The organism is bacterium (assembly GCA_035380285.1).
GTDB lineage: Bacteria > Auribacterota > Erginobacteria > Erginobacterales > DAOSXE01 > DAOSXE01.
On the sequence record DAOSXE010000003.1, the window covers coordinates 1 to 13,618 of the forward strand.

Below are 13,618 nucleotides of genomic sequence, written 5' to 3' on the forward strand. Positions count from 1 at the left end.
ATCGACGGCGCGGTTTGGCACCTCGATGTCGGCTCATCGCATCCTGGGGCTGGAGAAGGTCCCAAGGGTCCGGCTGTTCGCCGGTTAAAGCGGTACGCGAGCTGGGTTCAGAACGTCGTGAGACAGTTCGGTCCTTATCCGTTGTGGGCGCAGGATGTCTGAGGAGAGCAGTCCCTAGTACGAGAGGACCGGGATTGACGGACCTCTGGTGTTCCAGTTGTCGTGCCAACGGCATTGCTGGGTAGCTACGTTCGGAAAGGATAAGCGCTGAAAGCATCTAAGCGCCAAGCCTCCTCCAAGATGAGACATCCCCATCAGGCACCTGGCAGACTACCAGGTTGATAGGCAGGGTGTGTAAGCGTGGCGACACGTTCAGCTAACCTGTACTAATAAGCCGATCGGCTTGGCCATATTTCTTCCGATTCCGCGGTAGATTTTCCGTGGGGATACGAATTGTGACGATCCCGCCGGGAGTTTTACTCCCGGCGGGATCGAGAAATTTTCCCCGTGACCATGTCGAAGGGGCCACACCCGTTCCCATCCCGAACACGGTCGTTAAGCCCTTCTGAGCCGATGGTACTTCCCGGGAGACTGGGAGGGAGAGTAGGTCGTCGCGGGGTTTTCTCTAAGAGCCCCCGGGAGCTTCGGCTTTCGGGGGCTCCCGTTTTCAGGGGCGCGTTGCGGTTTGCGCGCGTGGTCGATCGCCTTGTGTATCGCCCGAAGCGCTGTTAAACTTCGCAGGTATACGCTATGGAGAGAGCTATGGAGTGCGACCTGATCGAACTGGCGAAGGCGAAGCAGCTGACGATCGAGACCCTGCGCTCCATGCTGCAGCCGGTGGGAGAAGTGATCAGCCTCGATCGTTTCGAGGTGTCCATCGCCCGGTGCGGAAAATGCGGACGCTTCTTCATTTATTGTTTCCGTGAAGTCATCGGCCTCGACATCGACGATTATTGGACCTTCTGGATACCCGTTGACGCCGTCGAGCTCCCGGAAGTAAGGACGGAGCAAGTGCTCTTCCAGTACATGGGAGAGATGATCCGGGAACGAAGCCACATCGTCATGGACCCGGACGGCAAGATCGAATGGAACGAAGGGGGTTCGATTCTGGGGTTCATCCATTTCTTTCCCCGGCGCCCGGAACCGGTCCAGGGAGAGTCCTCGGAACTGGAATAAGAAAAAATTGAACCACAGAGGTTTTTTTCTCTATGGTATGCCCTATGCTCTTTGCTTCTCACTGTCTCCACCGAGACATCTTCATCCCGCCTTCACAACCCGAAAACTCTCTGTGTAAATCTGTGGACCGCTTTGGGGGGCCGAGGCGGAGGTTACTGAATTCTTCCCCTGAACCCTAACTTCCGGCCCGGTGTTCCGCGACCATATCCAGGAAATATTGATGGAAGCGGAGGTCGTCCGTGAGTTCGGGGTGAAACGAGGTCGCCAGCAGGTGTTCTTGACGGACCGCGGCGGGGGAACCGTCGGGCAGCCGGGCCAGGATAACCAGGTTTTTCTGCTCCGCCGCCTCAAATTTAGGCGCCCGGATGAAGACGGCGGGGAAAGGCCGGGGTTCGCCGGGCAGCACGGGGATATCCAGGTCGATTTCGAAACTGTCCACCTGCCGCCCGAAAGCGTTGCGAACCACCGAAATGCCCAACGTTCCCAGCAGCGGTCGTTCCCCCCGGATTTCCGCGGCCAGGGCGATCATCCCCGCGCAGATGCCCCAGGTAGGGCGGGAACGGCTGAATACGCGCAGGGGTTCGAGCAGTTCGAAAGTTTCGGCCAGTTTCCCCATGGTCGTACTTTCGCCGCCGGGAATAATCAATCCGTCAAGGGGAGCGAGCTGGGCGGGGAGTCGGACCTCGGTCACTTCGGCGCCGAGAAGTCTGAGGATGCCGACATGCTCGATGAAGGCCCCCTGGAGGGAAAGGAGGCCGATCCTCGGGGACGCACCGGTAACTGAAGGGGGTCGTTTCATCCGGAGCGGATCCCGGCGTTCCTACCAACCGCGCCCTTCCAGCCGCTGCTTTTCGTCCAGGGAGTCAACGTTGATTCCCACCATGGGCTCACCCAGGTTGGCGCTGACTCGGGCCAGGATTTCGGGGTTCTGATAGTGGGTGGTGGCCTCGACGATAGCTTTGGCCCGCCCGGCGGGGTCTCCGCTCTTGAAGATCCCGGAGCCGACGAAGACGCCGTCGACACCGATCTGCATGAGCAGGGCGGCGTCGGCGGGGGTGGCGATGCCGCCGGCGGCGAAATTGACCACGGGCAACCGCCCCGCCTTCCGGGTCTGCACGACCAGTTCCAGGGGGGCTCCCAGTTCCTTGGCGTAAGAGGTCAGCTCTTCCAGCGGCATGTTCTGCAGCCGGCGGATCTCGCCGAGGACCGTCCGGGCATGAAAAACGGCCTGGACGACGTCGCCGGTGCCCGCTTCGCCCTTGGTTCTGATCATGGCCGCCCCTTCCGCGATCCGGCGCAGCGCTTCCCCCAGGTTCCGGGCGCCGCAGACGAAGGGAATGGTGAAATCGTGTTTCCAGATGTGGTTCCGGGAGTCCGCGGGGGTGAGGACCTCGCTCTCGTCGACGTAATCGACCCCGAGCGCCTGGAGGATCTGGGCTTCGACGAAGTGCCCGATTCTGGCCTTGGCCATAACCGGAATGGTCACCGCGGCCATGATCTCTTTGATCAAACCGGGGTCGGACATCCGGGCGACGCCGCCTTGTGCCCTGATATCGGCGGGGACCCGTTCCAGGGCCATTACCGCCACCGCTCCCGCTTTTTCGGCGATCACCGCCTGGTCGGGGGTGACGACGTCCATGATCACCCCGCCTTTGAGCATCTGGGCCAAACCCGCTTTGACTTTAAAGCTTCCGGCTACGGCTCGGGCCCCGCCGGTGTTTTTATTCGCGTTCATCCAAGGCTCCTTTATTGTCGAAATATACTACCGATCCCGGAAAGGCGTGAACCATTAATTTCGCCTTTCCCCACTCCCGGGCGCCGCGCCCGCGATAGGTTTTTGACCCGGGCGCCGGGTATGGTAGCCTCTCCCCGACCGGCCCGGAGGATCGGGGATGTATCATTACCAGGAAACCGACACTTACTTCGCTCAAACGGCGGAAGAAGTCAAGGATATCGCCCAGGCCGAATTGCGGGCTCTGGGCGCGGTCGAGACGCGTTCCGATTACCGCGGAATCCATTTCAGCGCGCCCCCTAAGAATTTTTACGCCATTAATTACCGGGGGCGCTTGTTTTCCCGGGTCCTGGCGCCTTTGACGGTCTTTTGGTGCCGTTCGGAGCGGGACCTCTACCGGGGAGCCGCGGCCATCGCCTGGGAGGATTTTCTCGACCCGGGCCGGACGTTCGCGGTTTCCGCATCCGTGAGCCGCAGTTGCGTCAAGCACTCCCGGTACGCGGCCCTGCGCGTTAAAGACGCGGTGGTCGATTATTTCCGGGAACGCACGGGTAAGCGCCCCGCGGTGGACACCCGGAACCCGGATGTCGGCGTCCATCTTTATCTGGCCGGCAATAAGGCCACCCTCAGCGTGGACGCCTCGGGAGGTTCCCTCCACCGGCGGGGGTATCGACACGACGGCCTGACCGCGCCCATGGCGGAGACGGTGGCCGCGGCCGTGCTCGCGTATGCGGAATGGGAAGGAGAAACGCCCCTGTATGACCCGTTCTGCGGATCGGGGACGATACTCTGCGAAGCCTACATGCGCGCTTCGAAGATTCCGGCGGGTTTTTTGCGGCCGTCGTTCGGGTTCGAGCGGTTTCCCGATTTCGACGCCGATCTCTGGCGGACGGTCAGGGAAGAAGCCGAGAGCGGGATACGACCGGTCGCCCCCGGAGCCGTCTCCGGCAGCGACGTCTCCCCCGATGCCGTCCGGGCGGCGCTGCGCAACTGCTCCGCGATCGATCCCGAAGGCCGCGTCAAAATCGTCGAAAGCGATGTTTTCGATCTCGAAGGTTTGGAAAACACGACCATCGTCTGTAACCCGCCATACGGCTTGCGGTTGGGGAAGGGGGCGGACTTGGGGAATTTTTACCGACGCCTGGGCGATTTTCTCAAGCAGCGGTGCCGGGGCGCGACCGCTTATATCTATTTCGGCAACCGCGAATTCATCAAGAATATAGGCCTGAAACCTTCCTGGAAGAGGCTTCTGGTCAGCGGCGGCCTTGAAGGGCGCCTGGCCAAATACGAACTGTACTAGGTCGCGGCGGCGCTCCGCTCTTGCCGCGGTTCCCCAAACTGGCTATCATAGTTCGATATAAGGCATCAGAGCCGGGATCGTCGTCACAGGAGGAAGCGTCCCATGAACACCGTCGCTACCGTGCCCTTGAGTTTCCGCATTCTTTCGGTTCGGGAAACCTGGCTTAAAATGACCCTCGCCGTCGCGTTCGCCTGCCTGACCGCGGTGGGAGCTCAGGTCCGGATCCCGCTTCCTTTCACTCCGGTTCCCCTGACCCTCCAAACCCTGTTCGTTCTTTCCAGCGGAATGTTGCTCGGGCCGGGCTATGGCATCGTTTCCATGGCGGCGTATGCCGCGATGGGAGCGGCGGGGTTGCCGGTTTTCACGGGCGCCGCTTCCGGGATCGGCATATGGAGCGGCGTTACCGCCGGCTACCTGGCCGGGTTCGTTCTTTTTGCCGGGATCTCGGGGTGGGCTTTCCGGCAGGTGCGGTTCCGGGGTCTGAGGCCGCAGCTTCAATGCGGGCTTTTCTACCTGGGGGATATCGCGTTTATTCTGATTCCGGGAACCGTCGTCCTGAAAATCGTCGTCGGAACCGGCTGGGCGACGGCGGCCGCGCTTGGTTTCTACCCGTTTTTGTTCGGCGATTTACTCAAAGTGATCGCCGCCTACACCGGAACCCGCTTCCTGGAGCGGCGGTTCCCGGTCGGGGATGATTGAGAAGTTGACCGGTTTCCGGGACGTCGGCCAGGCGCTGTTCCCGGGTATTCCCCCGCCGCCCGGCGCCGCCGCCGTCGTTTCGGATTTGATCCGGAACATGGCGGTGGATCCGGAGTCGATACACGGCATCTCTCACTGGGAACGGGTAGCGTGGTTCGGCGCCTATATCTGCCGGCGCGAGCAGGCGAACGGCCTGGTGGCGGCCTGGTTCGCCTGCTTTCACGACTGCCGGCGTCTGAACGACGGCAGCGACCGGGGCCACGGCCCCCGGGCCGCCGATTTTCTGAAGCTGTTTTCACCCGGCGACCTGGGACTCACCCGCGCCGAGAAGGAAACCTTGGCTTTCGCCTGCCGCCACCACACCCACGAGCGCGTGACCGAGGATCCGACCGTTTGGGCCTGTTGGGACGCCGATCGGCTGGACCTCCCCCGGATCGGGGTCGCGGTGGACCCGTCCCGGCTCTTCACCGAATCCGCCCGCCGCGTCGTGCGCAGCCCCGAAATGCTCTCTCCCGACATAGCCGGTTCCGCCCCGGGTGGCGGCGGGAAGAGGAAACCGCAACCGGTTTGAAGACGCCGGTGGGGGGACAATTCCCTCTTTGCAGGAACCTGCGCCCTGCATACAATGTCTGCGACACCGTTCAAAGCGGAGGTTTGCGATGTACGCTCAGATCCTTACGATCAATATCAAGGAAGGCAAGATCGAAGAATTGCGGGAGCTCTACCGGGATTACATCGTCCCCGAGGTCAGCCGTCAGCCCGGTTACCGCGGTTTCTACCTGATCGACCGCCCCCGCCAGCAGCAGGTCCAGGCGATCACCGTCTGGAAAAACCGCGATGCGGCCGACGGCGGGGTGGAGGACAACATGTTTCTCGAGCAGCGCGCGGGCTATCCCCTCTACTCCACCGCGCCCGAACGGGAAGTGCAGGAAATTCTCTACTTCGACCTCCCGAAATAACCCCGCAACCGCCACCGGAAAGGAGAGCGACGGATGGCCATCGCCAACGATTTGAGAAAGGGCAACGCCGTCAACAAGGACGGGGACCTGCATGTCGTCCTCGACCTCGAACGGGTCAAACCCGGGAAGGGCGGGGCGTACGTCCAGGCGACGATGCGCAATCTCAGAACCGGTAAGTCCAGCCAAACCAGATTTTCCTCGACGGAGACGGTGGAAATCGTTCCCCTGGTTCGGCGCAAGCTCGAGTACAGTTACCGCGACGGCCACGATTACGTTTTCATAGATACGGATACCTTCGATCAGGTTCCGGTGCCGGCCGATCTGGTCGACCCTTCCCGGGGTTACCTGGTGGAAGGCGCCGCGTACGACGTGGTTTTCTACGAATCGACTCCTTTACAGCTCGACCTCCCTTCCAGCATCAATCTCAAGGTGGTCGAAGCCCCCGAATGGGTCAAGGGCGACAGCGCCACCAATGTCCGCAAGCCGGTGAAGCTGGAAACCGGGATCGAGGTTCAGGTCCCGCTCTTTATCAAGGCCGGGGAGGTCGTTAAAATCGACACCCGCACCGGCGACTATCTGAGCCGAGCCTGAAATCGAGGAGCGGGGACGGTTCCGATCCCCGGTTCCGGCGCATGTTCCGGGCCGTCCCCCCGCCCGCGCGCGTTCCGGCCGGTGTCCGGAGGAAAGCCCGCGCGGCGATCGGAACCGTCGACATGGCTTGCCCGCGGGAAGAAGGGTGTGATATAACCCCCTGCACGATTTCGGCAACTATACAACCCGAGCGAGGATGAACATCATGGCAGAGCTTAAAGTCGGCGATATCCGCACTATCGGCATTATCGGGGCGAATGGAAGCGGGAAAACCACGCTGGTGGATGCCGTCATGTTTGCCGCCGGAGCCAATACCCGCCAGGGAAGCGTGGATCAGGGAACATCGCTTTCCGACACCGGTTCGGAGGAACAGGCGCGCAAGATCAGCATCCGGGCCACGCCGCTCAATTGCCGGTACGGCGGTAAGGATATATTCCTCATCGACACTCCGGGGTACGCTGATTTTTACGGAGAAGTTGCATTGACTCTGGAAGTTGTGGACGCCGTGGTCATCGTGGTGGACGGGGTCGCGGGGATGGAGGTGGGAACCCTCCGCGTCTGGGAAGCCGCGCGGGAACAGGGTCTCCCCATCGGCTTTTTCATCAGTAAACTCGACAAGGAACATTCGAATTTTTCCTCGACCCTGAGCGCGCTGGAAGAAGGAGCGTCCCGCGCTCTGGTGCCGGTAACCCTGCCCGACGGCACCCACCCGGCTTTTTCGGCCGTGTGCAAGCTGTCCGAGGAAGGGATCGAGGATAAAGTCGATCCCGCCCTCCGGGAAGGGATGGCTAAAATCCGGGAGAGCATGATCGAAGCGGCCGCGGAATCGGACGACGCCCTGTTGGAAAAATATTTCGAGACCGGGGAGCTTACCCCCGAAGAGATCAACGAGGGTTTCCGCAACGCCTTTACCCAGGGGAAGGTCTCCCCCGTTTTCGCCGGGGCCGCCCTGAGCGGGAAAGGGGTCAAGGAGCTGCTGGACGGGATCTGCGATCTTTTCCCTTCCCCCGAAACCCGGGGAGAAGTCCGAGTGGGAGACGAAACGGTGAAGCCCGGCGCATCCGAGCCCCTGTGCGCCCAGGTTTTCAAGAGTGTCAACGATCCCTACGTCGGGCAGATCTCCTTCGCCCGGATCTGGGCGGGCACGTTGAAGGCGGACGCCGAAATATTCAACGCCACCAGCGCCTCCAAGGAACGGGTGGGGCACATCCTCCTGATCAAGGGGAAGGAACAGCAGAGCATCGAGCAGGCCGCCCCCGGCTTCATCGTGGCGCTTCCCAAGCTCAAGAACACCTCCAGCGGGGACACCCTGTGCGACCCGGGGCATCGTTATGTTTTCCCTCCCATCAAGTTTCCCTCCCCGACCACCTTGGCCGCCGTCTACGCCAAGGACCGCGGCGACGAAGACAAGATCGCGGAAGCGTTCCCCAAAATCATCAGCGAGGATCCGACCTTGAGGATGGACCGCAACCCCATGACCGGCGAGTTCGTTCTCACCGGTATGGGGGATGTGCAGTTTCAGGTGGCGGTGAATCGGCTCAAGCAGAATTTCAAGGTTGAAATCGAACTCCGGGAGCCGAAGGTGGCCTACAAGGAGACCATCACCTCCCGGGGAGAGACCAAGTACCGGCATAAGAAGCAGACCGGGGGCGCCGGCCAGTTCGCCGAGGTCTGGATGCATGTTCAACCTTACACCGAGGGCGCGGAGAACAGCGAAGGAAAGGCCCGACGGGAACTTATCGAGCTCGGATGGGGCGGAAAACTGCTGTTCATGGATGAAGTGGTGGGGGGGCACATCCCATCCCAGTTGGTGCAGAGCGTCAAAAAAGGTTATCTCTCGGCCATGGCCAAGGGCCCCCTGGCGGGGTTCCCGGTCGTCGACGTCATCGCCACCGTTTACGACGGCAAGACCCATCCGGTCGATTCCAAGGACATAGCTTTCCAGATCGCCGGCCGTCAGGGGTTCAAGGAATCATGCCGGGCCGCGCGCCCGGTTCTGCTGGAACCGATCATGAAAGTGGCGATCACCGTACCGACCGAGTATATGGGCGCGGTAACCGGAGATCTCAATTCCCGCCGGGGCCGGGTCCTGGGGCTGGACCCCAAGGGCGCCAGCCAGGTCGTCAACGCGTTGGTGCCGATGGCGGAGCTTCTCAAGTATTCGACCGAACTGCGGAGCATGACCGGGGGCGCCGGTCACTTTACCATGGAATACGATCATTACGAGGAGGTTCCCTCCGTCATCGCCCAGAAGATCATCGCCGAGGTCAAACAGGAGCAGGAGGAAGAGTAGGAGGTAGCCGATGAGCGGTCATTCCAAATGGCACAGTATCCGGCATAAGAAAGGCGCGGCGGACGCCAAGCGGGGAAAGATCTTCAGTCGCCTGAGCAAGGAAATCACCGTCCTGGCGCGCGACGGCGGGGGGGATATCAAGACCAACCCCCGCCTCCGGACCACGATCCAAGCGGCCCGAGCCGCCAACATGCCCGCCGAGAACATCGACCGGGCGATCAAGAAAGGGACGGGCGAGCTCCCGGGAGTGACCTACGAAGAGCTGGTGTATGAAGGTTACGGGCCCGGCGGCGTCGCGATCATGCTTCGAATCCTGACCGACAATAAAAACCGTTCCGCCGCCGAGATCCGGCACATCTTCGACAAAAGGGGAGGGAACATGGGCGGTCCCGGGGCGGTGGCCTGGATGTTCGAGCAGAAGGGCCTGATAACCGTGGAAAAATCCGCGATCGGGGAAGAGACCCTTTTCGGTTTGGCCCTTGACGCCGGCGCCGAGGATTTCCGGGTCGAGGATGACGCTTATCAGATCATGACCGGGTTGGCCGAGTTCGAGGTGGTGAAAGCCGCGATCGAAGAGGCCGGCATCGAACCGTCCCTGGCCGAAATCACCCAGATCCCCCAGAACGAGATTCGAGTTTCGGGAGAAGACGCCAAAAAAGTGTGGGCTCTGGTCAACGCCCTCGAAGACCATGAGGACGTCCAGAACGTCTACTCCAACTTCGACATCCCCGACGAGATTCTGGCGGAACTCGAAGACTGATCCCGCCGTGGATTCCGGGCGCCAGCTCAGATCGGTTCGGGTCCTGGCTATCGACCCCGGCACCATCGTGGCCGGATACGGAGTGCTGGAAGCCCGGGGAGGGGGCGACCCGGTCCTGCTCGAATGCGGCTGTATCCGTCCTCCCCGGAAGGGGTCCGCTCCGGACAAACTGCTGCTGATCCACAAAACGATTCGGGAACTGCTGGGAAAGTGGGCCCCGAACGTGGTGGCACTGGAAGACGCCTTCTACCACCGCAACGCGCGCTCCACGCTGAAGCTGGGAGAAGTGCTGGGGGTCTGCCGGTTGGCCGCGGCCGCCGCCGGGGTGCGGGTCGTTTCCTACGCTCCCCGCCGGGTGAAGAAGGCGGTGGTGGGCCGGGGGCAGGCCGATAAAATCCAGGTTCAGGGGATGGTAACGCTTATTCTGGGGCTTTCCTCCCCGCCCGACCCTCTCGATATTTCCGACGCGCTCGCCCTGGGGATCGCCTGTCTTCACGACCTGCGGCTCGCCTCTCTCGAAAGTTCCGGAGGCTGAAGGCCTTTTCGGGAGTGCGCCGGGCTCAGAGAATGAGCATGGCGTCTCCGTAGCTGAAGAACCGGTATTCCCGTCGGACGGCTTCCCGGTAGGCGTCCAATATCCGCTCTTTCCCGGCCAGAGCGCAGACGAGCATAAGCAGGGTGGAAGCGGGAAGATGAAAGTTGGTAAGGAGGCGAAAGGGGAGGCGGAAACGGTAACCGGGAACGATGAAGATGTCCGTCCACCGCGCCCCTGGAGCGATCCGTCCGTTTTCATCGGCGGCGCTTTCCAGGGCTCGGACCGCGGTCGTACCCACCAGCCAGAGGGGACGATCTTCCCGGACCTGCCGGTTGATCGCCTCGGCGCTGTTTTCCGTAATTTCATAATGTTCGGCGTGCATACGGTGTTCCTCGATCTCGGAGGTTCTCACCGGCTGGAAGGTCCCGTAGCCGACGTGGAGGGTGACGAAGGTTCGGGCCGTCCCCCGGCCCTCCATCTCCCGCAACAGTTCCCGGGAGAAATGGAGTCCGGCGGTGGGAGCCGCGGCCGCGCCGTCCCGGGCGGCATAGACGGTTTGATACCGTTCGCGGTCCCGGGCCGCGGTTGCCGGGGAAGAATTCTTTCTCCGGATATAGGGGGGGAGAGGGACCGAGCCGTGTCGGCGGGCGAACGCCGCCAGGTCGGCGGTACCCGAGAAATCCATGATCACCGTTCCGGTTTCGTCGCGCCCCCGGACCGTTCCCCTGACGCCTTCGCCGAGATCGACGACCGTTCCGGTCCGCGTCCGCCGCGCCGGGCGGAGAAGGACGTTCCAGCCCCGGTCTTCCCGGGAGTGGAGCAGGAGGATTTCGGCCCCTCCCCCCGTTCCCGGGCGTGTCCCCCTCAAGCGCGCGGGGACGACCCGGGTGTCGTTGAATACCGCCAGGTCGCCGGGCCCCAGGTAGTCGAGGATGGCGGGAAAACGAAGATGGCGGAGTGTCCCGTCCCGCTCCAGGACCATCAACCGCGAATCTTCTCTTCGCGGGGGCGGGTGCTGGGCGATAAGGCGGGGAGGGAGGTCATACTCGAAATCGCTGGTCTTCACCGCCGTTTCGCTCAGGAACGCCCGGCCGCTCGGGCGAAACGTTCGTACTCGCTGTAGAGACAGCCGCAATACTGTTGCTTGTACAGCCGATAACGGTCGGTCAAGGCCCAGTGTTCCTTCCACCCCGTCCGGAAATCCCGGTAGAGGAAGTCGATCCCGGCCGCCGCCCCCGCCGCTTCCCCCTCTTCCCGAACGAGCCCATGGCGCTGATGCACGCTCAGAAGCAGAGTGGAGGTGAAGGCCCCGTAGCCGCGCTCGGCGGCGGCCCGGGCCGTCCTTTCCAGCCGCAAGCGGTAGCAGAGACGGCAGCGGTCGGTTTCCCGGCCGGCCACGAGCCGGAAGAATTCGGGCATATCGTATCCGGCGTCGGTCAAGAGGCGCCGGCCGGATTGCCCGGCCAGGCTTTCGGCTCCTTCCCTACGGGCCCGGTATTCGCGGTAGGGGTGGATGTTGGGGTTGTAGAAAAAACCGTCGGCCTCCAGCCCCTCTTCTTCCAGGGCTTGAAAAGGCCAAGTGGCGCAGGGGCCGCAACAGACATGAAGAAGGACTTTCATCCCTTGCCGGGGAAGAGTTCGCCTTGGGTCCCGGGACCGGGTTCCCATCCCAGGTGCCGGCAGGCCCGCTCGGTGGTCATTCTCCCGGTCCGGGTCCGTTTCAGGAAGCCTTTCTGAATGAGAAAAGGCTCGTAGACCTCGGCGATCGTGTCTCCTTCCTCGCCGATGGCGACCGCGATCGTATCGATGCCCACCGGCCCTCCGTCGAAGTGTTCGACGATGATGCGAAGGATGCGCTTGTCCATTTCGTCGAGCCCCTCCTCGTCGATCCCCAGCATGCCCAGGGCTTCGTGGGCCGTTTCCCTGGTGATCCGGTTGTCGGCCCTGACCTGGGCGTAGTCGCGGACGCGTTTGAGAAGAGAATTGGCGATACGGGGAGTCCCCCGCGCCCGCCGCGCGATTTCCAGGGAGCCCTCCGGATCGATATCGATTCCCAGCAGCCCGGCCGACCGGGTCACGATCCGGTGGAGTTCTTCGGGCGGATAGTAATCCAGGCGGTTGACCAGCCCCATCCGGCTGCGGAGTGGGGCGCTCAGAAGCCCGTACCGGGTGGTGGCGCCCACGAGGGTGAAACGGGCGAGGTTGAGCCTGACCGAACGGGCGCTGGGCCCCTGATCGATCATGATGTCGATGACGAAATCTTCCATGGCCGAGTATAGGTACTCCTCCACCACGTGGGAGAGGCGGTGAATTTCGTCGATGAAGAGGATATCGCCGTCCTTGAGGTTGGTCAGAAGCCCGGCCAGATCTCCGGGCCTTTCCACGGCCGGCCCGGAAGTGATCTTGATGCCGGCGCCCATCTCCGCGGCGACGATATGGGCGAGCGTGGTTTTACCCAGGCCGGGGGGCCCGAAAAAGAGAAGGTGCTCCAGGGCTTCCCCCCGTTCCCGAGCCGCCGCCAGGGTGATGCCCAACCGCTCCTTGACCGCCTCCTGCCCGATAAAATCGGCGAACACCGTCGGTCTGAGTTTAAGGTCCAGGTTCCCGTCTTTCTGGTGGAGAGCGGAATCTACGAAACGATCATTCATCGCTTCCTCCGCGCTCGCCGAGTGAAGCCAGGCAGAGGCGGACCAGCTCCCCGGCGCCCAGGTTCTTCCGCGCGGGGGCGGCCACCCGGTCCAGGGCCGCGGCCGCTTCCGTCCTCCCGAACCCGAGAGAGACCAGGGCCGCGATGACGTCCCCGTAACGCCCCTTTTCTTCGCCGCCCCCGGCGGCCTCCGTGGGGATCGGCAGAGCCGCAACCTTGTCCCTCAGCTCCAGAACGATCCGCTCGGCGGTTTTTTTCCCCACCCCGCGGACCGAGGATATCAGGGCGGCGTCTTCCCTGAGCACCGCCTGCCGGAAGAGCGCCGGTGCCAGCCCCGAAAGCACGGACAGGGCCAGACGGGGTCCCACCTGGGACACTCCCAGGAGAAGTTCGAAGAGTACCCGCTCCTCCAATCTGGAGAAACCGAAGAGGGTCTGTTCGGCTTCCCGAACCTGGTGGAAGACATGAAGCTTGATGGGTTCTCCTTCGGGAGGAAGGGACTCGCGGGTGGAGGGGGAGATGTATATCCGGTACCCGATGCCTCCGGCCTCGATCACGCAGTAATCGGTCCCGCTTTTTTCCAACGTTCCCCGGATATATTCGATCATCGTTCGGTCTCCGTAATCATAAAGTATATATCCGCCGGGCCGGTTCCTCCAACAGCTAACCGGGCCGGGAACTCACCATGTCGAAGCATAGGGCATAGGGTAAGAGCCCACCGCAGGACCACTCTAGGGTTCAGGGTTCGGGGTTCAGGAGTGGACGCAGGGCGCACCGAACCCTTTGGGCTTTAGGGGAAGAATTCAGAATACAGTATTCAGAATTCAGTAGCCCCCGACCTCGGCCCCAAGGGAGGGTATGGGGCGGAGCGAGGAGCGCAGGGCGCAGGGCGTAAAATCTCCCCACCTCACCCTCTTTCTCTCCTC

15 protein-coding genes and 2 rRNA genes are annotated in these 13,618 nt (G+C 62.4%); 11 read left to right on the top strand and 6 right to left on the bottom strand.

What is annotated here, in order from left to right; all coding sequences use genetic code 11:
* The 3 genes from PLZ73_01655 to PLZ73_01665 form a co-directional block, all read left to right on the top strand.
* Positions 1 to 411: ribosomal RNA gene (locus PLZ73_01655) — 23S ribosomal RNA — on the top strand; the annotation flags it as partial.
* Between the two features lie 92 nt (positions 412 to 503).
* Positions 504 to 620: ribosomal RNA gene (gene rrf, locus PLZ73_01660) — 5S ribosomal RNA — on the top strand.
* Between the two features lie 130 nt (positions 621 to 750).
* Positions 751 to 1,176 carry a hypothetical protein gene (locus PLZ73_01665; protein ID HOO76575.1) on the top strand — a complete coding sequence of 142 codons (426 nt, stop codon included), beginning with the start codon at positions 751 to 753 and terminating at the stop codon, positions 1,174 to 1,176.
* A gap of 175 nt (positions 1,177 to 1,351) precedes the next feature.
* Here PLZ73_01665 and pdxT read toward each other — a convergent pair whose 3' ends face one another.
* A complete protein-coding gene (gene pdxT / locus PLZ73_01670; protein ID HOO76576.1) occupies positions 1,352 to 1,975 on the bottom strand; it encodes a pyridoxal 5'-phosphate synthase glutaminase subunit PdxT in 624 nt (207 codons plus the stop codon).
* A gap of 21 nt (positions 1,976 to 1,996) precedes the next feature.
* Positions 1,997 to 2,911, bottom strand: coding sequence for a pyridoxal 5'-phosphate synthase lyase subunit PdxS (gene pdxS / locus PLZ73_01675; protein HOO76577.1), 915 nt, complete (start codon positions 2,909 to 2,911; stop codon positions 1,997 to 1,999).
* A gap of 157 nt (positions 2,912 to 3,068) precedes the next feature.
* Between pdxS and PLZ73_01680 the strand changes: the two genes are divergently transcribed.
* From PLZ73_01680 to ruvC, 8 genes are all read left to right on the top strand, one after another.
* Positions 3,069 to 4,208, top strand: coding sequence for a THUMP domain-containing protein (locus PLZ73_01680; GenBank protein ID HOO76578.1), 1,140 nt, complete (start codon positions 3,069 to 3,071; stop codon positions 4,206 to 4,208).
* Between the two features lie 102 nt (positions 4,209 to 4,310).
* Positions 4,311 to 4,907, top strand: a complete 597-nt coding sequence (locus PLZ73_01685; GenBank protein HOO76579.1) for a biotin transporter BioY — start codon at positions 4,311 to 4,313, stop codon at positions 4,905 to 4,907.
* Complete coding sequence (locus tag PLZ73_01690; protein HOO76580.1) at positions 4,900 to 5,478, top strand: hypothetical protein; 579 nt, start codon at positions 4,900 to 4,902, stop codon at positions 5,476 to 5,478. Before PLZ73_01685 ends, PLZ73_01690 begins: the two co-directional genes overlap by 8 nt.
* An 88-nt stretch (positions 5,479 to 5,566) precedes the next feature.
* Positions 5,567 to 5,866 (top strand): antibiotic biosynthesis monooxygenase, encoded by a 300-nt coding sequence (locus PLZ73_01695; protein HOO76581.1) that lies wholly within the window; start codon positions 5,567 to 5,569, stop codon positions 5,864 to 5,866.
* A 33-nt stretch (positions 5,867 to 5,899) separates the two neighbouring features.
* Positions 5,900 to 6,457, top strand: a complete 558-nt coding sequence (gene efp / locus PLZ73_01700) for an elongation factor P (protein ID HOO76582.1) — start codon at positions 5,900 to 5,902, stop codon at positions 6,455 to 6,457.
* 205 nt (positions 6,458 to 6,662) lie between these two features.
* A complete protein-coding gene (gene fusA / locus PLZ73_01705; protein HOO76583.1) occupies positions 6,663 to 8,750 on the top strand; it encodes an elongation factor G in 2,088 nt (695 codons plus the stop codon).
* Positions 8,751 to 8,760: 10 nt separating this feature from the next.
* Positions 8,761 to 9,510 carry a YebC/PmpR family DNA-binding transcriptional regulator gene (locus PLZ73_01710; GenBank protein ID HOO76584.1) on the top strand — a complete coding sequence of 250 codons (750 nt, stop codon included), beginning with the start codon at positions 8,761 to 8,763 and terminating at the stop codon, positions 9,508 to 9,510.
* Between the two features lie 7 nt (positions 9,511 to 9,517).
* Entirely contained in the window at positions 9,518 to 10,045 is a 528-nt protein-coding gene (gene ruvC / locus PLZ73_01715) for a crossover junction endodeoxyribonuclease RuvC (GenBank protein HOO76585.1), read from the top strand.
* A 25-nt stretch (positions 10,046 to 10,070) separates the two neighbouring features.
* On the opposite strand, the gene queA is transcribed toward ruvC, so the two are convergent.
* The 4 genes from queA to ruvA are packed head-to-tail and all read right to left on the bottom strand — an operon-like array spanning position 10,071 to position 13,300.
* On the bottom strand, positions 10,071 to 11,111 hold the full coding sequence (gene queA / locus PLZ73_01720; GenBank protein HOO76586.1) for a tRNA preQ1(34) S-adenosylmethionine ribosyltransferase-isomerase QueA: 1,041 nt from the start codon (positions 11,109 to 11,111) through the stop codon (positions 10,071 to 10,073).
* 11 nt (positions 11,112 to 11,122) lie between these two features.
* Entirely contained in the window at positions 11,123 to 11,665 is a 543-nt protein-coding gene (locus PLZ73_01725; protein ID HOO76587.1) for an epoxyqueuosine reductase QueH, read from the bottom strand.
* Positions 11,662 to 12,693 (bottom strand): Holliday junction branch migration DNA helicase RuvB, encoded by a 1,032-nt coding sequence (ruvB, locus tag PLZ73_01730; protein HOO76588.1) that lies wholly within the window; start codon positions 12,691 to 12,693, stop codon positions 11,662 to 11,664. Before ruvB ends, PLZ73_01725 begins: the two co-directional genes overlap by 4 nt.
* The gene (ruvA, locus tag PLZ73_01735) at positions 12,686 to 13,300 is read right to left on the bottom strand and encodes a Holliday junction branch migration protein RuvA (protein HOO76589.1); all 615 of its coding nucleotides are present in this window, start codon (positions 13,298 to 13,300) and stop codon (positions 12,686 to 12,688) included. The genes ruvB and ruvA overlap by 8 nt, the downstream gene beginning before the upstream one ends.
* Positions 13,301 to 13,618 lie beyond the last annotated feature (318 nt).